Source organism: Sphingobacterium sp. JUb56 (assembly GCF_014191365.1).
Classification (GTDB): domain Bacteria; phylum Bacteroidota; class Bacteroidia; order Sphingobacteriales; family Sphingobacteriaceae; genus Sphingobacterium; species Sphingobacterium anhuiense.
The window spans coordinates 3,587,362-3,609,904 of the sequence record NZ_JACHWL010000001.1; the positions used below are offsets into that span (position 1 = coordinate 3,587,362).

Genomic DNA, 22,543 nt, shown 5'->3' on the forward strand with positions numbered 1-22,543 from the left:
GTCATTTCCGTTTCGGTGATGCAATTATCGGAAGATTATTGCAATCTTACAAATCTTTTAAAAACATTTTTTGCAACTCCCTCGCTTCCAACAAGAATAATTTTCATCTCATTTAGATCAAAACACCCTTCAAGAGTAAAACAGCAAATGTGAAGTAAATTAATAGGCCGGTCACATCAACCAAAGTCGATACAAATGGAGCTGAAGAGCTAGCAGGATCAGCACCAAGCTTTCTTAAAATAAAAGGAAGCATAGATCCCATTAAGGATCCCCACAGCACTACTCCTACTAAAGAAAAGCCAACCACAAGCCCCACTAAAACCCAATGTTCACCATAAGCATCAGAAAACCCCTGAAAAGTCATAATTCTGATGAAACCTAAAATACCTAATATTAAACCAAGCAGAAAACCAGAAACGATCTCCCTCTTCATAACACGCCACCAGTCCCCTATCGTAATCTCTCCCAATGCCATGGCTTGAATGATCAAGGTAGATGCTTGTGAGCCACTGTTACCACCGCTCGATATGATCAGTGGCATCAATGCGAAGAGCATGATAGCACTCGCCAATTGATGTTCAAAATGCTCAATGACTGTCGCAGTTAACAGTTGACCGAAAAATAAGACCACTAACCACCCAGAACGTTTTTTAACTAAATTAACGATCGACACATCCAGATATGGTTCATCTAAAGCTTCAGTTCCCCCAAATCGTTGCATATCCTCCGTATACTCTTCATTTGCCACCCAAAGAATATCATCGATCGTAACAATACCTAACATTATTCCCTGCTCATCAACAACAGGTAAAGCAACTCGATTATTCATCCGGAAAATATTCACAGCCTCTTCTTGTGGGTCATTCGCATGTAGAGAAATAAGCCTATTGTCAATAAGATCACCAACAACAACATTTGGATCTGCCATTAATACATCTTTAATACGAATATCGTCTATTAATTTACCTGCGGCATCAATGACATATAAGACATCAATTGTTTCCGAATTTTTACCATAACGGCGAATATGCTCAAGAATTCGGATGATATTCCAATGTGGTTTTACAGTGATATAGTCTGGGGTCATCAGACGCCCCACACTATCTTCAGGATAACCTAATAAAGAAAGAGCTTCTTTACGATCCTGAGGTGGCAGTAAAATAATCAATTGTTTTACGACATCACCATCCTTCAGTTCACTGAAAAATGATGTCCGGTCATCCGGAGGCATTTCATTAATTAATTCACTAATTTTTGCACCTGAAAGCTTCTTAAAAATACGCTCTTGCGTAGGGAAATCTAAAATACGAAATACATTAACCGCACGGTTCAAATTTAATGTTTCGATGAATATGTGGCCATATTCGGGTAGCTCATCGATCAACGCCTCTACATCCGAAATATTTAGCTCATTTAAATATGCTTGTAACCCCTCATTATCCTTCGACTCAATGAACTGTTCGATTTGTTCTACCTGCATTTCCAATTCTTCCATAATTCCCTTTCTTTACTAATATGCTACATCGGTGTATTTAAAATTTTATGCAAAAATCGTCTTTTTAAAAATAATATAAGAATTTATTTATTACCTATTGAAAATAGAAATTTTCAATAGGTAATAGAACAATAAAAAACATATTCTAATGCAGTATTAGATCATAAAATAAAGATCGTGATCATAATCGATACACCTAATCTATAGAAAAATAAATGATAGTGTCTCCAACAATAATTTACAAAAACAACTTATTGAAAAACAGTCATTTATAAAAAGTTAGATCTTATTTTTCTTAAATCCAATTCATAAAATCTCCAAATAAGACAATCTAAATCAAAGAAAATAACAACAACACTAACTATCAATTCATTACAACATAAAGAACAAGTAACTCAGTAAATTGAAATAAAAAACCTATATTTAATTTGCAAATTATTGAATACATTTAAACGAATTACAAAACATAAACACCTAACGATCAAGCTATATAGTTATTCGAAAGTTAAGAAACAACCATCGATCTAAAATAATTAGCAACAGCAACTTAAGTACATGAAAATCTACCTACTCTCCTTCATACTATCGATTTTAACTTTTCATAAAGGTATTTGCCAAATATTTGAAGACAGTCAGGCACCTCCATCGCAAAAATGGCATCATATTGACACTAAAGAATTTAAACTGATCTTTCCGGTCGAAATGAAAAAAAAGGCTTCAACGCTTGCCAGTCAAATTACACAGCATTTAAAAACAAATCATAAAGACTTACAAGTAAAACCGCGTAAAATTTCTTTAATTCTTCAAAACACCGAACTTCGTCCTAATGGTTTTGTCCAACTCGCTCCACGCAAATCGGAGCTGTACAGCAGTCCAACCCCTGAGCCAGATAATCAGGAATGGCTCTCCAATCTAGCATTGCACGAACTTAGACACGTTGCTCAATTTGATAAATTGACCGGAAAATTAAAGGCACCGTTCTTAGAACAGCTTGCCCTTGCTATATACGGTATAACGTTGCCTTCCTGGTATTTTGAAGGTGATGCAGTCTGGGCAGAAACATTTTATTCCAAAGGAGGAAGAGGTCGACTCCCCTCTTTTGAAATGACGCTAAAAGCTAATGAAAGAACTGATAAAAAATATAAATTCGAGAAATATTTATTAGGTTCTTATCGTGATAAAATACCGAGCTATTATACCATTGGTTATTTCATGACCAATTATTTAAAACAAAACGTAAAGGAGAACTTTGAACCCGAACTGTATCAAAACATCAACAAAAATATATTGATGCCCTACAATTTTAGTCGGTCGCTAAAAAAAACAACTGGATTTAATAATACGAGTCTATTTGCACATACGATGGATGATCTGAATATTAAATGGAAAAAAGAAGAACATGAAAGACCAACGATATCCTACCCGATAATTGAACCAACATCCAGTAAAAACTACCAGGATTGGTTATTGCCTAAAAACAATCACGACAATAGCACCCTATCTATTTTACAGACCCCAGAAAAAACAGCTGAAATCGTTAAAATAGATAACAACAATAAAATAGAATCATTGTTAAAATTGGGAAATCAGATCGTCCCAAACTATGATTTCAGAAATAATATGATTGTATGGGATGAAGTTAAAAGAGATATCCGATACACCAAAAGATCCTACAATGTAATTAACCTTTACCATTTAGAAACAAAAAAGCGAGAGCAGATTAGTTTTAAAAGTCGCTATTTCTATCCCATACTACACCCATCCAAAGCAGAAATACTGACAATTGAAGTGGATTTAAGTAATCAGACAGCAATTCTATTGCTCGATATTAAAACCAAAAAAATATTAAAAAGAATTCCGATAGCATCCGATATTTATCTTCAACAGCCTTCATTTAATGAAGAGGGCTCAAAAATAGTAGCTATTGCTATTTCAAACAAAGGCACAAACTTAGTAGAAATCGAATTAGAATCCTCCCAAATTACTTTTCTTCAGGACTGGAGCAATGAACAATTTGAAAGACCGCAATACATAAACGATCACCTTTTTCTGTTTAAAGCACAATATTCAGGTATCGATAATTTATATCAATATAATAAACTATCAAAAGCATTAACGAAGCTTACAAATACCACTTTCGGAGCTTTCAACCCCTCTTATGATGTCAATAAAAAAGAAATTCTCTTTAATAATTACCAGTACAATGGATATAAAATATCCAAAATAACATTTAATGACGCCGATACAGTTCTTAAGAACCCATATAGCGTAAAAATTATTAGTAACAATTTAAAAAACAAAATTGATAGCATCACAGAAAGTGTTTCAGATTACAATGTAAGTCCTTATAAAGGCCTATCTAGAACATTTAATTTTCACAGCCTTTCTCTTAGCAACACCAATTTCGAAAGCTTAGACAACTTCAAACCAGGTGTATTTTGGCTTTCCAACAATATTCTAAATACAACACAATTTGTACTCGGTTACGAATACGATACCGATATTAAAAAATCTATTTACTCTGCAACCTTAAATTACAATAAATATTTTCCCAAATTCACACTTAAATATGAAAACAAAGGACAGATAGGAACAGCAAAAATCAATAGTAAATCTGATAGCACGATCAATTTCGATTGGAGAGAGCATGATATAAGTGGTCAGATCTCCATTCCATTGGCTTACTATAAAAGCAATTATGTCTATAGCTTAGGTTTCAATTTTGCGACATCATACCTTCAACGATACAACACAAGTATTAAAAACCTTAAAAACTTCGACTCAAAGGTATTGTTCCCCTTAACTTATCAAATTTATTGGAATAGAAACGCCATGATGTCAAAAATGGATATCACACCTCGATGGGGACAAAACTTTAGTATGACTTATCGCCACCTTCCATTCGAAGATCAAGAAGGAAATCTTTTCTCCATTCGAAGTGGATTCTATATTCCTGGATTTGTCAGTAATCATGGATTTCAAATTAGATTTGGTTATCAAAAAGCATCAGGCCGTTATCAATACAGCAACGATATACCAACAATTAGCGGCTACGGGTACTATAAGTACGAGAAAATTAAAAACACCTTATTACTAAACTACAGATTCCCGATCAGCTATCCAGATTGGGCAGTTGGAGGCATAACGTACATCAAACGAATTAAGGGAGGGATATTTGCCGACTATCAAAATATCCATCACCAGTCCGACATGAGTCCAAAAACTTTCGGTCTTTCTGTGTCAGCAGATTTTAATGCTTTCAGATACCCATTACCCAATTTTGAAGCCGCTCTTAAACTCACTTATATCAACGATGTTACCGCTACACAAAGAGTTGTACCAACCGTTAGTTTAAATTATACCTACTAAAATCTTAAAACAGGAAAAGGCATCTAACGATGCCTTTTCCTGTTTTATATTTCAAAGTTATTACCCTTCGATAGCCTTTACTCCAGGTAAAACTTTACCTTCCATATATTCTAACAAAGCACCGCCACCAGTGGATACATAACTTACCTGTTCAGTCATGCCAAATTTAGAAACTGCAGCTGCAGAATCACCACCACCGATCAATGAAAATGCACCTTTTTCAGTTGCATTGACCACCGCATCGGCAACAGCTTTTGTACCTTTAGCAAAGGTATCAAATTCAAAAACCCCCATAGGACCATTCCAAAGAATAGTTTTAGACGATTCAATTATTTTTGCAAACGCTTCTCCAGATTCTTTACCAATATCCAATCCTTCCAATTCCGCAGGGATCTGATCATTTGGTCCATCATAAACAGTTGCATCATTTGAAAATTTATCCGCAATTTGAGCATCAGTCGGTAATACCAGGTTAACGCCTTTTGCCGCTGCTTTCTTAACCAATTCCGTTGCCAAGTCCAACTTATCTAACTCAACTAATGACTTACCGATCTCTCCACCACGAGCTTTAATAAAAGTATAAGCCATACCTCCGCCTATAATCAGGTTATCAACACGATCCAATAAAGCTTCGATTAATTCTAATTTATCAGAAACCTTCGCCCCTCCCATGATAGCAGTAAATGGACGTTCAGCCTTATTCAACACTTTTTCTGCATTACCAATTTCTGCAGCCATTAAATACCCAAAATATTTCGCATCAGGGAAAAATTGAGCAATAACAGCAGTAGAAGCATGAGCACGGTGAGCTGTACCAAAAGCATCATTAACATACACATCACCCAATTTTGATAATTTCTCTGCAAATGCAACATCACCTTTTTCTTCCTCTTTGTAAAAACGAAGATTCTCCAAAAGTAAAACTTGACCTGGTTTCAAATTTTTTGCTTTTTCAACCGCATCTTCACCAATACAATCTGCAGCAAACTGAACACCAACCCCTAACACTCCAGATAAATGTGAAACAATGTGCTTTAGTGAATATTTATCTGTAGGCCCATCTTTTGGTCTACCTAAGTGTGACATCAAGATAACAGATCCACCATCATTTAATATTTTTTTAATCGTGGGTGTCGCACCTTGAATTCTATTATCATCTGTAATATTAAAATTGTCATCCAAAGGAACATTAAAATCTACACGTATTAGCGCTTTTTTGTCAGCGAAGTTTAAGTTGTCAACTGTTTTCATCTCTATTATTTATTATGAAGTATTTACCCACCTATTCAAATGGACAGCTAAATATAAAAAAAGCCTTTTACTATCCGAATAATAAAAGGCTTTTTTTGATAAAATGAAAAATAATTAATGTATTTCAATCGAATACGGCAATTTCGCCATAATACCAGATTGTCCAGAAACTTTTTTGATCACATCAAAGTAATTATAGAATTCTCCCATTTGCTGTTGTGCCATCCATATTTGAACCTTTTCCTTAGACGAATTTAAAAAAGTTGAAATTGCATCCTCTTTGGCAGGATATTGCTTAACTGCATATTGACCTATTTTTGCTTTCTTTGCCGCTGCTTTAATAGCATCATCAATACCACCTATACGATCTACCAATCCAATCTCTACAGCCTGTTTACCAGTCCACACACGGCCTTGACCAATAGTATCAACCTGAGCAACCGTTATTTTACGACCATCAGACACACGCTTCATAAACGTTTGATAAACACGATTAACCTCCATCTGGATGATATCGCGTTCTTCAGCAGTTAAAGGACGATCCGGAACCATACCTAAATCAGAGAATTTACCAGTTTTCACACCATCAAAATGAACACCTATTTTATTATTCAATAAATTCTTAAAATTTGGAATAACCCCAAACACCCCGATTGAACCTGTAATCGTATTATTCTCAGCAAAGATTGAATCTGCTGCCGCCGAAATATAGTAACCGCCCGAAGCCGCATAATCCCCCATAGAAACTATGATCGGTTTTACTTGCTTTGTCAACTCAACCTCTCTCCATATAACATCAGATGCTAAAGCAGAACCTCCAGGAGAATTAACACGGAAAACAACTGCTTTCACATTATCATCTTGTCTTAACAAACGTAGCTCACGTGAAATTTTATCGGATCCAATCTCACCTTTAGTCCCCTCTCCTCCTACAATAGCACCTTCAGCATACAAAACAGCAACCTGATTAGATTCAGAACCACTCGGCATCTTCGATTTATAGTCAATTAGGGATACAACAGAGAGATCATCTTTTGTTGCTACGTTCAATCTTTTCTTTAATTCTAAAATCAGCTCATCTTTATACAATTTAGCATCAGCCAATTTATACCTTACAGCATCATCAGCGTTACGAACCAAATAATTTGTCGCTATACTCCTTAATGAGTCGGCAGACATTTTTCTTGAAGTTGAAATTTCCTGAATAAATGAATCATAGATACTTCCCAAATAAGAATTAACCTGTAAACGGTTCGCCTCACTCATTTGGTTTAAGAAATAAGGTTCAACAGCACTCTTAAAAGTTCCCACTTTTACAACCTGCATATCCACACCAAATTTATCAAAAGCATCTTTCATAAACATGGTGGAGCTTGCCAATCCTTTAAAATCAACAGTTCCTTCTGGATTCACATACACCTTATCTGCAACACTAGCGACATAATAAGCTTTTTGAGAATAACCTTCGTTGTAAGCCACAATAAATTTACCCGATGACTTAAAGTCTACCAAAGCATCTCTAATCTCTTTAAGACTAGCAAATCCAGTAGCAATTGTACTTGCATCCATAAAGATCCCTTTAATCTTACTATCTTCTTTAGCTGTTCTTATTCTCAACAGAATATCATCAAGACCAAGATTTTTCAAATTATAACCAGGAATATCCAAGGAACCAAAAGGATTATCTATGGAACGTTCTGTAATCTCATGATTAAAAGAAAGATACAATATTGAATTATCCTTAACCATAACTTCTTTTTCCGAAGATGCAGAAGTTACTAACGCGCCGATAATACCTAACATTATAATAAATAAAACTACCGATGATATCACAATTCCCGTGACAGTAGCAAGTACATACTTAAAAAATGATTTCATAAAATGAATAATCTAAAGTTCAATTGATTTATTAGTTGCCAATTTAGTACAAATGTTACAAATAAATTTTTAAATCTTTCATTTAATTAACTAAAATTCTATATTTATAAGGTGAAAAGCATCTACATTTTATTAGGAGCAAACCTGGGTGATCGTTTAATGCAATTAAACAGCGCATTAAGCGCTCTGGAGGATTCCTTGGGCAACATTGCAAAAGTTTCAGCTATTGTCGAAACCGAAGCATGGGGGGTAGAAGATCAACCCAGTTTCTTAAACCAAGTAATTGAAGTCAAAACATTTCTTAACCCAATAGAGGCGCTTGAAATCTGTCAAAGTATAGAAAATCAATTAGGGAGAGTTCGTTCAGAAAAATGGGGAGCACGTGTGATCGATATTGACATTTTATATTACGAAAATGAGCAGATTAACTTGCCTAACCTCCAAATTCCACATCCATATATACAGGATCGTAAATTTACACTAATTCCATTAGTCCAGATCGCTCCAGAATATATACACCCGATTTTAAAAAAGAGTAATAAGGAACTCCTAGCAATATGCACAGATCCCTTAGACGTAAACATCTACAAAAAAAATGTATAAACACATAAAACCAGATATTATCAAGCAAAGTATGTTTAATAATGAGGACATGATAAAAGAGTTTATCGCCCTTTACCGAACACAAACTCCTTTAGATTTTGAAAAATTAACAGCAGCAATAACAGCGAAAGACTATCAAGAGATTAATAATGCGGCACACCATATCAAACCTACTATGGAATACATTGGAGCACCACATTTAAAAGAGCAACTGCAGCTCATAGAATCATTAGCAAAAGAAACCGCTGACATCAATCACATTGAATCGGAATGCTCCCTATTAAAAATACAATTCGATGAATTATTTACAGAATTAGAGCAGTATGAAAAATCGATTTAATCTTTATTTCAAACGTTGAAAATGTAACAGTGAAAGCAAGATATAGCTTAATAAAATAATTGGCAATGCCACGAATTGCAAAACAGCAAATAAGACAACCGCTAAAATCACAAAAATAAATTTATATTTATTTTCAGACCAAGCCAATGACGATAGCTTCATAGAGAACAATCTAATCTCACTAACCAATAAAAAACTTGTTAGTGCAGTGCTGATCAAGAGAAAGTAGGGATTTAATATAATATCTGGATATTTTTCAGCAATAAAAGGCAGTGATAAGACATAAAAAGTATTCATAGGTGTATTTAACCCTATAAAATCAGTCGTTTGGCGTTCATCCAGATTAAATTTTGCCAATCGAAGCGCTGAAAACACGGTTACCACAAAACCTAAATAAGCAAACAAGGGTTGCTCAATAAAAACCTCAGACAATAACATATAAAGGATAGCACCTGGCAAGAAACCAAAACTAACCATATCAGCCAGTGAATCTAATTCCTTACCGATGTTGGATTTGACATGTAAAAGCCGTGCTACCATACCATCGAAGAAATCAAATATACCAGAAGCCAATACACAATAAGCTGTTGTCATATAATCACCTTTAAGTGCCATTAACACCCCGATACATCCACTAAATAGATTCAAACAGGTTATGGTATTAGGAATATGTTTTTTCATATTTTCAATATAAATAAAAAGCCATCATTTTTTATAAATGATGGCTAAATTATTAAAATCAAATGGAATTACCCATTCATGCTAATCAAAAACTCTTCATTAGACTTAGTACCACGCATTTGCGCTAATAAAAACTCCATTGCCTCATTAGAATTCATATCCGCCAAGTGATTACGTAATATCCAAAGACGACGAATCGATTCTTTATCCATTAATAAATCATCACGACGCGTACTTGAAGCTGTCAAATCGATAGCAGGGAAAATACGTTTGTTCGCCAATTTACGATCCAACTGTAACTCCATGTTACCAGTACCTTTAAACTCTTCAAAAATAACCTCATCCATTTTAGAACCAGTCTCTGTAAGAGCTGTTGCTAAAATAGTTAAAGAACCTCCGTGCTCGATATTACGGGCAGCACCGAAGAAACGTTTTGGTTTATGTAAAGCATTTGCATCCACACCACCTGATAATATTTTACCAGATGCAGGGGCAACTGTATTATAAGCACGAGCCAAACGTGTAATTGAATCTAGCAAGATCACGACATCATGACCACACTCGACCATACGTTTTGCTTTCTCTAAAACAATATTTGCGATTTTTACATGACGCTCTGCAGGTTCATCAAAAGTAGATGAAACCACTTCAGCACGTACACTTCTTGCCATATCTGTCACCTCCTCAGGTCTCTCATCGATTAATAAGATAATCAAATAAACTTCAGGATGGTTTTTAGCGATAGCATTTGCAACCTCTTTCAACAAATTGGTTTTACCTGTTTTAGGTTGAGCTACAATAAGACCACGTTGTCCTTTACCTATAGGAGTGAACAAATCCATGATACGAGTCGAATAGTTGCTTGTACCCAAATCCAAATTCAAACGTTCATTAGGGAATAATGGTGTTAAGAAATCAAAAGGAACTCGGTCACGAATTTCAGCAGGATTTTGACCATTGATCGCTTCTACACGTACCAATGGAAAATATTTCTCACCTTCTTTTGGAGGTCTAATGCTACCTCTGACTGTATCACCAGTTTTCAAACCAAATAATTTGATTTGCGACTGAGAAACGTAAATATCATCTGGAGATGTAAGATAATTATAGTCAGAAGAACGTAAAAAACCATATCCATCAGGCATAATTTCCAACACACCTTCATTGACAATAACATTGTCAAAATCTGCATTTGATGAAGCTGTTTCTACTTTTGGAGGTGCTGACTTAATTGCGGGAGCTGCTTTTATATTTTCTTCAGATTCTGAGATTGCTACTTCGCTAGCTGAATCTGTTTCTTCATTTTCTTTTTTACGGATAGTAACCGGCTCAGACGCTTTTGCGGTTCTTATTCTTTTTCGAGGTCTCTCCGTTGACTCATCATGATTTTCTTCCTTTTTTTCAGAAGTATTTTCGGACTCATCACCAGTGCTGATTATTTTTTCAATTAACTCTTGCTTTCTAAGCTTATCAGCGTCACCGATACCTATTAATTTTGCAATTTCGCGTAATTCAGACACGAGTTTTGCATTTAATTCATTAATATCCATTAAATTTTTATTATGATATATTAGGATTTTATTTTAAAATGAAATTTATTACACTCCATTAATCATTTTGATTAACAAACAAAGGGATTTAAGAACTAAGTGATTTCTTCTATACCTGAAGCGGAATAAATTATGAGAACCTGCACAAAGAAAAAAAACAAATCTGACAATTCAAAATTATTTGTAAAAAAAAACATACTTATAACAAATCATATCTTGTTAAAACGTTTTACTAAAAAATCAAACGTAGTTATTAACAACAATATTATATTTAAATATGATATATTTTTTTGTAAGTTAGCGGTGCAAAAAAAACAAAGCAAACGATTTAGATGGAAAATAAACTCATTAAAACAAATTATCCCGCCTTATATACATTAATAATTGTATTTTTCTTTTGGGGTTTTATTGCAGCAGGAAATAGCGTATTTATTCCCTTTTGTAAAAACTACTTTCACTTAGACCAATTTCAGTCACAATTGATTGATTTTGCATTTTACACCGCTTATTATCTTGGTGCATTATTACTTTTTATTTTCAGCACATTTTCAGGAAAAGATTTAGTTGGTAAATGGGGCTATAAAAAAAGTATTGTCTATGGTCTATTATTCTCAGCATTAGGTGCCGGAGCAATGATCGTGGCAGTAGAAGTAAATGTATACATCGGTATGTTACTTGGACTTTTCACTGTTGCCTTAGGTTTTTCATTACAACAGACCGCTGCAAATCCATTTGCAGTTTTATTAGGAGATCCCAAAACTGGTGCTTCACGTGTCAATTTAGGCGGTGGTATCAATTCTTTCGGAACAACAATAGGACCGTTAGTTATCGGTTTTGCGTTATTCGGAACATTTGAGAAAATATCCGATTCCGAAATTGCTAATTTACCTTTAGACAAAGTCGTTTTCCTATATATAGGTGTTGGTTTATTGTTCCTACTAGCAGCAAGTTTGTTTTACTTCAGTAAAAAGGTGCCTGCAGGAATAAGCAATGAACCCATGGAAAAAGCTAATAAAGCCCTTAATACTTTGGTTATCATGACCATCTTGCTTTTTGCCATGTTCGCTCCTGTATTTTTAAGTTACAAAAGTGAAGTAGCAATTCAGGTAGATCAATTACAGGCGCAATTAAAATCTTTAGTTGATCCAGCAAGTATTGAGCAATTAAAACTTCAGATTAAAGAGATTGCTCACCCCCTTGAAATACAACGTATGCTGTGGTTAGCAGGTGCACTGATTGTTGTTGTTGGTGGATTGATTTTTGCAAATGTAAAAGCGCAGAAAAACCCAGAAGGATGGGGAGCAATGAGATACCCTCAATTAGTATTGGGTATGATTGCCCTATTTTTATACGTTGGAGTTGAAGTAGCCATAGGAAGTAACTTAGGTGAACTACTTACATTAAAAGAATTTGGAAGCCTACAATCATCGCAAATTACGCCTTACGTTTCTATGTATTGGGGTAGTATGATGATTGGTCGTTGGGCTGGAGCGATTACAGCGTTTAACCTAACTAAAACAACTAAAAACATATTACTTATCATTGTTCCACTTGTCGCATTTTCTATTATTATAGGCGTTAATGCAATGGCGGGCTTTGAAATGTCACACCTATACTATTATGTTGTTTGTATACTTATACAAATCGGAGCATTTTACCTAAGTAAAGAAAAACCTGCTAGAACATTAATCGTTTTCGGTCTATTCGGAATTATCGCTATGACTGTTGGTTTATTATCTTCAGGTACAGTAGCTATTTACTCTTTCTTAGCAGGAGGATTAGCTTGTTCCATCATGTGGTCATCAATCTTCAGCCTTTCAATCGTAGGACTTGGAAAATATACAGCACAAGGATCAGCATTCTTAGTCATGATGATCTTAGGTGGTGGTGTTATTCCCCCTATCCAAGGAAAATTAGCTGATATCATAGGTATCCACAACTCTTACCTACTTCCATTGTTAGGTTTTGCCTACATTGTATTCTTTGCAATAGCAGTAAAATCAGTACTCAAAAAACAAGGAATTAATATTGATGATGTCGAAGCAGAGGGATCACATTAAGCTTATTGATAAAGCTAACTAATTGTAAAAAATACACTATTAAATCAATTTAATAGCATCTTAAAAAAAAGGCCTTAAATACAATTTTAAGGCCTTTTTTTTCAAATTGCTGTAAAGTAGATGAAATAATTTTTCATTTTAGTGCTTTGATCATACATAAATTATAAATAAAAAAATGTATTTTCGAAAATCGGATTCAAATGATCCAATTTTAAAACGAAAAAACTCAATTAAAACTACTCAATAATGATTATTATTGCTGACGGCGGGTCAACGAAAACAAACTGGTGTTTGTTGGATGATTCAAACAAAAAAATTTACTTCAATACAGAAGGGTATAACCCATATTTTGTAGATAGCGAATACATCGTTAACTCTTTAAGAAAAGGCTTACCAAATGATTTACCTTTTGATGAAATTAAAGAGGTTAACTATTACGGTGCAGGCGTTCATAATAAAGAAAAAGCAGAAATCGTTATTAAAGCTATCCAAGAAGTTTTCCAACAAGCTCAAGTTGAGGTTGGTCACGATTTATTAGCTGCCGCAAGAGCTTTATTAGGTACTGAATCAGGTTTTGCAGCCATTCTAGGAACGGGTACCAATTCTTGTATTTATGATGGAAATGACATTACCTATAACATCGACTCATGTGCTTACATCTTAGGTGATGAAGGTAGCGGAAGTTATATCGGTAAAAAATTATTAACAGATTACATCCGTGATTTAATGCCTCAAGATGTTCGTAAAGTATTTTACGACACTTACAAAATCACTCCAGATGAAATCATGGATACCGTTTACACAAAGCCATTAGCGAACCGTTTCTGCGCAAGTTTCAGCAAATTTGTTTACGACAACAATGTGAATATTGAATATACACGTGCTATTGTAGATGATGCTTTCGAAGCATTTTTCAAAAACTTAGTTAGTAAATATCCAAACTACCAAGAATATACATTCAACTGTATCGGTTCTGTAGGCTATAATTTCCGTAATGTTTTGGAGGAAAAAGCAGTACAGTACGGCATGAAAGTTGGCAAAATATTACGTTCCCCTATCGATGATTTAGTTCAATTCCACATCAATAGAGCGTCAAAATAGTTTCAAGCTATTTTAGTATTAAAAATATAAAGGGTGAAGATCGTATCTTCACCCTTTATATTTTTAATAATTTCATAACAAAGCATTTATATACAGATCATAATAAAATGCGTCTTTTGAAAAACGGAAGTTATGAAAAGAAATCTCGATATCGTAGTATTATCAGACATTCATCTCGGAACACATGGAAGTCACGCAAAAGAGTTACTCTATTATTTAGAGTCGATCGCACCAAAAATGCTGATTTTAAATGGCGATATAATCGATATTTGGCAATTCAAAAAAAGCTATTTCCCATCCGAGCATTTACATGTTATCAAAAAAATAATCGATCTCAGCGCCAATGGCACCGAAGTGCATTACATCACCGGTAATCATGATGAAATGCTCCGAAAATTTGCAGATTTAAAACTTGGCAATATCAAATTAACCAACAAGCTCTTACTATCCCTTAACAATAAGAAAGCATGGATATTCCATGGTGACGTATTTGATGCCTCCATTCATCATTCAAAATGGTTAGCAAAATTAGGCGGTTGGGGATACGATAAACTGATCCAATTAAACCATATTATCAATTGGATCTTGCTTAAAATGGGGCATGAGAAATATTCATTATCAAAAAAAATAAAAAACAGTGTTAAAAAAGCTGTCAAATACATTTCTGATTTTGAAGAAACAGCCACTGAACTAGCTATTGAAAAAAATTACGACTATGTGATCTGTGGACACATCCATCAACCACAAATCAAAGAAGTCATTACCCGGAAAGGAACAGTGACTTACATGAACTCAGGTGATTGGGTTGAAAACTTAAGCAGTTTAGAATATCATAACGGCGAATGGCGATTATTTCATTACGAAGATTATAAAGAATCCATTCTCAAAAACAAGCTGACAGAAACACCACTATTCACCTTAGAAGATCTAAAAAATCTGGTAACGATATAACAAATAAGGGGGATTTGCATCCCCCTTATTTGTTATAATTCAATTGATTCACCAATTGCTGGTAAGTATAATGTCTTACCATAATTTGCGAATTTTTCAGAAGCATTAACTTTATCAATGGTAATAGGAGGAAATGTATCGTAATGCACACCCACTATTTTATCACAATTAATAAATTCTGCCGCCTTTACCGCATCATCAACATCCATGGTATAATGTCCACCGATAGGTAAAAATGCCCAATCCAATTCAAGATCTGCCAAAAGCTTCATTTCCATTGTAAGCGCTGTATCTCCTGCAAAATAAATTTTCTTGTTACCAGAATGCAGAATGAAACCAACAGGAAATCCACCATATTGTCCGTCAGGAGTGCTATTTGTATGCATAGCATACACCATCTTCACAGTACCAAAAGAAGTCACAATAGTACCTCCTAAATTGAACTCAATTACTTTTTCATCCGGAACTCCTTGTTTCCTAACCCATGCTGCAGTCTCTACAATCGCTGCAACAGTTGCTTGGCTATTTTTTTGAATCTGTGCCATATCTGCCACGTGATCCTGATGACCGTGACTTAAAAAAATATATTCAGGTAATAGAGCATTAACGTCTACACCCTTTGCCAAGGGATTATAAGTGATAAAAGGATCCATTAATACCTCGTGTCCATCAAAATTGAACATAACACAAGATTGTCCGTAATATGTCGCTTTCATAAAACTATTGATTAAATAGGCCTCCTAAACCACCAAGCATATCCTGACTAGCAGCAGACATCTCAGATTGACTCACATTTTCAGCTTGGGTCATCGCTTTATTTAAAGCCACGACAAGCAATTCTTCCAGTTCCTCTTTATCCGCATTACTCAAGAAGATCGGATCAATTGTAATTTCTTTAATTTCTTTATTAGCAGTTGCAACTACTTTTATCAATCCACCTTCAGCTTCTCCAAAAACAGAAATATTATCTAATCTTTGTTTAATTTCTTGTGCTTTTTGTTGCGCTTGGAATAATTTATCAAACATAATATATGATCTAAATGAACAATTCTAAATATAATGCAATTTACACATTTGAATTCAAATCATAGATGACAAAATAACCTTTCAATTTAATTCGCAAATCAAATCATCATTTGTAAATTTGCATCATGCAAAGCAATCAAGAAATTTTAGTTGAAGCTATTCTGAATCAATATGAAGTAGACAAAACGCAGTTGCCAACGGATATTTTAGAGCAAATCTATACCCTATCCAGTAATTTGGTCACGAGTCATGATATTATAAATTATACAGAGTCTATTGGAAGACTATTAAATAAGGATGAAAAAACCGCAGAGCTTTTAGAAATTTTGGATGATGAAGTTCATATCATCATTCATAAATTGAAATTTATTGCAGCAAGCGATCGCCCTAAAGTAATTCTTTTAGATGGCCTCAACCCTGCCGTAATCAATACCAGTGACTATTTACAAGAGTGTATTAAAATAGCAGGTGGTATACCTACTTACACCATTTCGGAAGCAGATAAAGTTATTATTATCAATTCAGAAGAATTAACAATAGCACAAATTCCCGCACTATTATCTGACACAAACTGGTCTGATAGTAATGCCGTTAAGCTAAATCAAGTTTTTTTAATCAATAAGGAGGAATTTGGAAAAACTCCGGGAGCTGACTATTGCTTAGAATTAGAAACATTAGCGGAAATACTGCAGCCCAAATATTTTTTTTACGGCTTAGAGGGAAATACCTGGATACAGTTTCAATTACAATAAAAAAAGCTGACTTGAAGTCAGCTTTTTTTTTATGCAAATCTTTTACGAATCAATAAATACAGCTTTTCAACCGATTGTGGTTTTTCAACCCATCTATTTTTAACCGCATAATTCGTTTGCAGAAAAGCATCCGCTTCCGCATAATCGTTACATCTGTTCAATAATTCAACAGCTTCACTGTAAGCTAAACTATACCCATTAAAGAGATCCTTAATAAACAGCAGCTTATCATTCAAATTAATGATCGATTTGATATCTTTCACCTGACCCGAATTTCCTGAGGCATTGTTCATCTCATAAACCCGGTTTTGTACACCAGCTTTTTTCTGTTGTGAAATAATTTCATTTAACGTTAACGGTCTTGAAGGAGTCTCTTGCTCCACATCTGGACGAATCTCTTCTTCAATCAAAATTTGTTTTGATTCTTCAATAACTTCATTAACAACTAACTTCTCTTGTTCCACCGGATTAACGGCTACCTGTTGAGGCTTTGCCTCCTCTTTTTCATATGTTGGAGTTACACGATCTCGTGGTTTATCCTCTTGAGTAGTAGCAGACACAGGCTCAGAGATACTGTTGTCAAAAGTCACTTTCTCTACTTCAGGAATGACCTCCTCTTGAGTAAGTTCTTCTTTAGCAGGCTCTTCTTTCAAATTTAAATCTTCGACAGGGGCAACTTCGTTCTGTGGTGTATTCAAACTGATATCAGCTGTTTCATCTACCACCTCCGTTACCACATTAGGTTGTTCTTCTTTCTTTTCAGGAACACTTTGAAACAAATTGGAAGGAGGTGTAAAGTAGTTATTAAAAGAAACTTTCTCCTCTTCTATCCGGTCATGCACTACTTTTGGAGCCGCAGGTTCATCAGCTCTTTCAATTTTCTGAGCCATACCCAACAGATTCTGTGCTTTTAAAACACCAATCTGAGCGGCAATATATTGTGCGGTAGCTTCAAAAAGAGCTAAATCAGTTTTCTTATCTTCAAAGCCATCCTTTGAAAGCGCAAGATATTGCGCTTCCAACTCCTGCAATAAATCTCCTATTTTATCAAATAAATTTTGTTTCGTAACCATAAATTAATACATTTCATTGTTCGTAATTCCAGTAAAACACTAAATTTTACAAAAGGAATAAAACTTCATTTTCAACTTACTGATTTATACTTTATTGTTAAGTATTGTAGCTTTTATAGACTCAAATTTAATATTAAATTCTGATATTAGCAGGACTTAAGTAGTATTATTTTATTTAAAAAATCAGATTTAATACTGATTGAAAGTAATATTCAATTTATTGATTTTAATTCATTTAAATGCTTTTTTCTGAACATAATTTCACACAAAGGGGCCCAGCATACGGGAGTATCGAAGTGATATGCGGTTCGATGTTTTCCGGTAAGACCGAAGAACTCATCCGTAGACTAAAACGGGCACAATATGCTAAACTCCATGTCGAAATTTTCAAACCGGCAGTAGACAAAAGATATGATGACCGTTTAGTTGTTTCGCACGACAGCAACAGTATACCATCTACCCCTGTTGAACACTCCTCTTCTATTTTATTGCTAAGCAATGATACTCAGGTTGTCGGTATAGATGAAGCGCAATTTTTTGATGAAGGTTTGACAGAGGTATGTGTCAATTTGGCAAATAAAGGAATTCGTGTCATAGTTGCAGGTCTAGATATGGATTTTAAAGCACAACCTTTCGGCCCTATACCCCATATAATGGCAATTGCCGAACATGTAACAAAAGTACATGCCGTATGCATGCAATGCGGAGCGCCAGCAAATTACTCTTTCAGGACTTCTACAGATACAAAAACAGTGCTTTTGGGTGAAAAAGAAGCTTACGAAGCAAGATGCAGGAGATGTTACTATAATTTAACAAATTATTAACATTTACTTAATATATGATGGCATATTTTGGCATTACCTTTGTATAACTATAATAACAAGATAATAACAGCTAGTAATAGCTACAAAATACTTTTCATAATTTAGGTTTATAATTGGTTAGTTAAAGTCCACCCTCCCAAGGTGGACTTTCTTTTTTATAATCTAATTTCACAAAAAAAAACCAAGAAGATTTACTTCCTGGTTTCTCAATTTCTATTTCTTCACCCAATTGACAATTTCATCTGCAAGTGGATTAACTGCCGAACGATAGCGATGAACCAGCTTTCCGTTCTCATCGATTAGAAACTTTTCAAAGTTCCACTTGATATCACCTTTGAAATCTGGATTATCTTGCGAAGTCAGGTATTTAAATAAAGGATCTATCTGATCACCTTTTACTTCAACCTTCTCTGCCATTAAAAACTCTACACCATAGTTTTGTTCGCAAAATTCCTGAATATCTCCATTCGTACCAGGTTCTTGATTCCCAAAATTGTTCGCCGGAAACCCAATGATCACCAAATCATTTCCATACTCCGAATACAATGCTTGCAGATCTTTATACTGTTTAGTAAAGCCACATTTTGAGGCTGTATTGACTATTAAAATTTTCTTCCCTTTAAAAGACGACATTTTAACATCTTTACCATCGAGACTTTTAAAACTATAATCGTAAATGCTAGGATTTCCAAATATCATGGAAAAACAAGCAATAATCGTTGATAAAATCATCATGTTATTTTAAAAATTAATAAGTGAACTTTTTTCTCTTTCTATCACAAAATCAAACAATTCATTGATCGGTGATTTCAATATTTTTCCAATTTTAATATTATATCCATTACAGACATCACGTAATATCAGATCCAGATAATAAGCAATTGATCCCACAAAGTGACACTCGTAATCTTGATAATTCTGATAAGTTAATACACAAGTCTGTACATATTCCTCGAAACCCGAACGAATAATTTCATCTATAAACGGATGCGTAATATTCGCAGATAAAAATGGTGCAAATGAAGCCAAATAAGCATTCGGTCTCTCCTTTTGGTACACATTCTTAATAACGATCTCCTTTGTTATGCGATAATTCTCTGCAAAATTCTCTGACAGATCCTTAGGCAATCGACCATAAAGAAACAATGTAATTAACTTTTTGCCAAACCAGGCACCCGATCCCTCATCTCCCAGCACATATCCATTTCCATGGTTAGAGGGTTGCACCTCCTGTCCATCAAAAAAACTAATATCAGAGCCAGTACCCAATGTGGCAATATACCCTTTATTAGTACCACAAGTCGCTAAAGCACTACCTACAAGATCGTTCTCAACCGAAATAAAAGCATTTTCAAACAAAGGAGTCAGCGCATTGGAAACCATTTCCCTACGATCTGGAGATATACAACCTGCGCCATAGAAATAAAGTTCCGTTATTTCATTCGCATAAGGTATTATCTCAGGTATTTCTTTAATTACTCGGGTTATTTCTTTATCATTTACAAAAAAAGGATTAAGCCCATTTGTCGAAAAAGACAAAGGTGGACTATCTGGAAGTTCTAATTTCCAGTCTGACTTAGAAGAACCGCTATCAACGACTAAAATCATAAATTATAAGATTATGCTACATCGAGCGTATCAAATATACAAAATTTTCAAGTTTAAATTAACCAAAGATGTAGCCATAAAATAAAATGGCCTACCATTACAAAACATTACGTCAAATAATTTTGTATAACCCTCATAACCTTGTACTTTTGCATACCACAAATAAATTTTGAACTGGTATAGCTATCAGTTATTTAACGCTTTAAAATGATTGAAAAAAGTAATTATACGTCAAAAATACATTTTGATGTTTCCTTTAGTGAGCCTCAAGCACATTACGCAGCCGTAAAAATGTCCATCAAAGAAATTCAGTCTGATTTTATTGATGTTAAAATGCCCGTTTGGTCCCCAGGATCCTACCTAGTACGCGAATATTCTAAACAAGTAGAACGATTCTCTGTTGAAGATCAAGTAGGATATGAAAAAATAAGCAAAAATACTTGGCGTATATTTACCAAAAATAAAAGCTCAATTGTTATCAACTACCATATCTATGGTTTTGAAACATCCGTTCGTACTAATTTTATTAATGACGAGCATGCCTTTATAGTACCGACTGCAACCTTTTTACATATAGACGGCAACATTGACAGCCCAGTAACTGTTACCATCAGACCCGCTGAAAACTGGAGCAGTATTTCAACAGGTCTTGAACAAATCGATACGCATACTTTTTATGCACCCGATTTTGATATTCTTTACGATTCACCCTTTGAAGTCGGTAATCAAGATATTTGGACCATTCAAGCTTCCAACGTAGAGCATGAATTTGCCATGGTAGGTGGTGGTACTTATGACAAAGAACGATTAAGTGCCGATGTCAAAAAAATAGTCGAAGAAGAAACCCGCATCTGGGGTTCTAACCCCAATAAAAGATACGTCTTCATTACCCATAACTACCAATCCGGAGGCGGAGGATTAGAACATCTCAATTCGACCGTACTGGGAGCATCAAGGACAGCATATAGTAACGAAGGATCGTACAAGACATACCTCAGCCTAATTGCCCATGAGTATTTCCATTTATGGAATGTTAAACGACTTCGTCCCAAAGCATTGGGACCATTTAACTATGATCAGGAAAATTACACCACGGGGCTGTGGATTATGGAGGGCTTTACCTCATACTACGATAACCTGATCATCAAAAGATGTGGTTTCTTCTCAGAACTAGAATATCTGAATCTACTAGCAAATGATTTCACAACAGTACTGAATCGTCCTGGACATCACATACAATCAGCCGCAGAAGCAAGCTTTGATGCCTGGATCAAATATTATAGACAAGATGAAAATTCACCTAATTCAAGTATATCCTATTATAATAAAGGAGCTATGCTCACGGTGTTGCTGGATTTAAAAATTATAGTAGCTTCAAAAGGAACAAAAAAATTAGATCATGTATTAAAAGAAGCATATAACCATTTCTATTTAGATCAGAACAGGGGTTTTGAAGAAGATGAATTTCAGCGACTCGTAGAAGAATTTACAGGTATATCCGTTTCCGATATCTTCAAAGCTGCACACGAAAATGGTGAACTTGACTATAATGCATATTTCAACCTAGTAGGTTATGAGATCATAGACATTAATGCCGAAAGCAAAACTTTAGGAATTGGAATAAGTCATCAAAAAAATGATGGGATTCAAACCGTTACTGCAGTAGAACGAGGTTCGGGAGCTTGGGATGGAGGATTAAATGTCCGTGATGAATTAATAGCCATCAATGGCATCAGACTCGACCTCAAAGATAAAGAATACGACTATTTTATGCAGCATAGCAATGAAGGAGATATATTAGATATTTTAATAGCAAGAGATGGTATTATAAAAGAACTGAAAATTGAGATACGGGCGGCCAATAAAAAATTATTCCGTATACAACCCCTCAAAGAACAATCGGAAGAGCAAAAACAATTAGCAGAATTCTGGTTATCATAAAAATGCAAAAAGGTCACTCGATTTATCAAGTGACCTTTTT

Annotated in this window: 19 protein-coding genes; 9 read left to right on the forward strand and 10 right to left on the reverse strand. The window is 34.7% G+C overall.

Features of this window, described 5'->3' with window-relative positions; translation table 11 throughout:
• Positions 1-112: 112 nt before the first annotated feature.
• A complete protein-coding gene (mgtE, locus tag FHR29_RS15390; protein ID WP_132772046.1) occupies positions 113-1,495 on the reverse strand; it encodes a magnesium transporter in 1,383 nt (460 codons plus the stop codon).
• A 555-nt stretch (positions 1,496-2,050) separates the two neighbouring features.
• On the opposite strand from mgtE, the gene FHR29_RS15395 reads away from it, so the two are divergent.
• The gene (locus tag FHR29_RS15395; protein ID WP_183915614.1) at positions 2,051-4,864 is read left to right on the forward strand and encodes a hypothetical protein; all 2,814 of its coding nucleotides are present in this window, start codon (positions 2,051-2,053) and stop codon (positions 4,862-4,864) included.
• Positions 4,865-4,924: 60 nt separating this feature from the next.
• Here FHR29_RS15395 and FHR29_RS15400 read toward each other — a convergent pair whose 3' ends face one another.
• Positions 4,925-6,115, reverse strand: a complete 1,191-nt coding sequence (locus FHR29_RS15400) for a phosphoglycerate kinase (protein WP_183915616.1) — start codon at positions 6,113-6,115, stop codon at positions 4,925-4,927.
• Positions 6,116-6,229: 114 nt separating this feature from the next.
• Complete coding sequence (gene sppA, locus FHR29_RS15405; protein WP_132844086.1) at positions 6,230-7,993, reverse strand: signal peptide peptidase SppA; 1,764 nt, start codon at positions 7,991-7,993, stop codon at positions 6,230-6,232.
• 111 nt (positions 7,994-8,104) lie between these two features.
• Here sppA and folK point away from each other — a divergent pair, with 111 nt between their 5' ends.
• Both folK and FHR29_RS15415 read left to right on the forward strand, forming a co-directional pair.
• On the forward strand, positions 8,105-8,596 hold the full coding sequence (folK, locus tag FHR29_RS15410) for a 2-amino-4-hydroxy-6-hydroxymethyldihydropteridine diphosphokinase (RefSeq protein WP_183915618.1): 492 nt from the start codon (positions 8,105-8,107) through the stop codon (positions 8,594-8,596).
• Positions 8,589-8,936 carry an Hpt domain-containing protein gene (locus FHR29_RS15415; protein ID WP_237682893.1) on the forward strand — a complete coding sequence of 116 codons (348 nt, stop codon included), beginning with the start codon at positions 8,589-8,591 and terminating at the stop codon, positions 8,934-8,936. Before folK ends, FHR29_RS15415 begins: the two co-directional genes overlap by 8 nt.
• A 3-nt stretch (positions 8,937-8,939) precedes the next feature.
• Here the strand turns inward: FHR29_RS15415 and FHR29_RS15420 are convergent, their stop codons facing one another.
• Complete coding sequence (locus tag FHR29_RS15420) at positions 8,940-9,617, reverse strand: phosphatidylcholine/phosphatidylserine synthase (RefSeq protein WP_183915621.1); 678 nt, start codon at positions 9,615-9,617, stop codon at positions 8,940-8,942.
• Between the two features lie 68 nt (positions 9,618-9,685).
• Positions 9,686-11,167: a transcription termination factor Rho gene (rho, locus tag FHR29_RS15425; protein ID WP_021188684.1), complete on the reverse strand. Its 1,482-nt coding sequence runs from the start codon at positions 11,165-11,167 to the stop codon at positions 9,686-9,688.
• Positions 11,168-11,499: 332 nt separating this feature from the next.
• On the opposite strand from rho, the gene FHR29_RS15430 reads away from it, so the two are divergent.
• From FHR29_RS15430 to FHR29_RS15440, 3 genes are all read left to right on the forward strand, one after another.
• Positions 11,500-13,227 (forward strand): MFS transporter, encoded by a 1,728-nt coding sequence (locus FHR29_RS15430; protein WP_132772053.1) that lies wholly within the window; start codon positions 11,500-11,502, stop codon positions 13,225-13,227.
• A gap of 246 nt (positions 13,228-13,473) precedes the next feature.
• On the forward strand, positions 13,474-14,328 hold the full coding sequence (locus tag FHR29_RS15435) for an N-acetylglucosamine kinase (protein ID WP_021188685.1): 855 nt from the start codon (positions 13,474-13,476) through the stop codon (positions 14,326-14,328).
• 132 nt (positions 14,329-14,460) lie between these two features.
• Positions 14,461-15,279, forward strand: a complete 819-nt coding sequence (locus tag FHR29_RS15440) for a UDP-2,3-diacylglucosamine diphosphatase (RefSeq protein ID WP_183915623.1) — start codon at positions 14,461-14,463, stop codon at positions 15,277-15,279.
• Between the two features lie 32 nt (positions 15,280-15,311).
• Here the strand turns inward: FHR29_RS15440 and FHR29_RS15445 are convergent, their stop codons facing one another.
• Together FHR29_RS15445 and FHR29_RS15450 are read right to left on the reverse strand one after the other, a co-directional pair.
• Complete coding sequence (locus FHR29_RS15445) at positions 15,312-15,995, reverse strand: metal-dependent hydrolase (RefSeq protein WP_132772054.1); 684 nt, start codon at positions 15,993-15,995, stop codon at positions 15,312-15,314.
• A 4-nt stretch (positions 15,996-15,999) separates the two neighbouring features.
• Entirely contained in the window at positions 16,000-16,305 is a 306-nt protein-coding gene (locus tag FHR29_RS15450; RefSeq protein WP_021188688.1) for a YbaB/EbfC family nucleoid-associated protein, read from the reverse strand.
• 125 nt (positions 16,306-16,430) lie between these two features.
• On the opposite strand from FHR29_RS15450, the gene FHR29_RS15455 reads away from it, so the two are divergent.
• Positions 16,431-17,057, forward strand: a complete 627-nt coding sequence (locus FHR29_RS15455; protein WP_132844094.1) for a hypothetical protein — start codon at positions 16,431-16,433, stop codon at positions 17,055-17,057.
• Between the two features lie 29 nt (positions 17,058-17,086).
• Here FHR29_RS15455 and FHR29_RS15460 read toward each other — a convergent pair whose 3' ends face one another.
• Positions 17,087-18,130 carry a hypothetical protein gene (locus tag FHR29_RS15460; protein WP_183915625.1) on the reverse strand — a complete coding sequence of 348 codons (1,044 nt, stop codon included), beginning with the start codon at positions 18,128-18,130 and terminating at the stop codon, positions 17,087-17,089.
• 239 nt (positions 18,131-18,369) lie between these two features.
• On the opposite strand from FHR29_RS15460, the gene FHR29_RS15465 reads away from it, so the two are divergent.
• Positions 18,370-18,954, forward strand: a complete 585-nt coding sequence (locus tag FHR29_RS15465) for a thymidine kinase (RefSeq protein WP_021188691.1) — start codon at positions 18,370-18,372, stop codon at positions 18,952-18,954.
• A gap of 213 nt (positions 18,955-19,167) precedes the next feature.
• Here FHR29_RS15465 and FHR29_RS15470 read toward each other — a convergent pair whose 3' ends face one another.
• Both FHR29_RS15470 and FHR29_RS15475 read right to left on the reverse strand, forming a co-directional pair.
• Positions 19,168-19,686 carry a glutathione peroxidase gene (locus FHR29_RS15470; RefSeq protein WP_132772090.1) on the reverse strand — a complete coding sequence of 173 codons (519 nt, stop codon included), beginning with the start codon at positions 19,684-19,686 and terminating at the stop codon, positions 19,168-19,170.
• Positions 19,687-19,695: 9 nt separating this feature from the next.
• The gene (locus tag FHR29_RS15475; RefSeq protein ID WP_132772058.1) at positions 19,696-20,562 is read right to left on the reverse strand and encodes an N-acetylglucosamine kinase; all 867 of its coding nucleotides are present in this window, start codon (positions 20,560-20,562) and stop codon (positions 19,696-19,698) included.
• A 207-nt stretch (positions 20,563-20,769) separates the two neighbouring features.
• Here FHR29_RS15475 and FHR29_RS15480 point away from each other — a divergent pair, with 207 nt between their 5' ends.
• Positions 20,770-22,503: a M61 family metallopeptidase gene (locus FHR29_RS15480; RefSeq protein ID WP_183915627.1), complete on the forward strand. Its 1,734-nt coding sequence runs from the start codon at positions 20,770-20,772 to the stop codon at positions 22,501-22,503.
• Positions 22,504-22,543 lie beyond the last annotated feature (40 nt).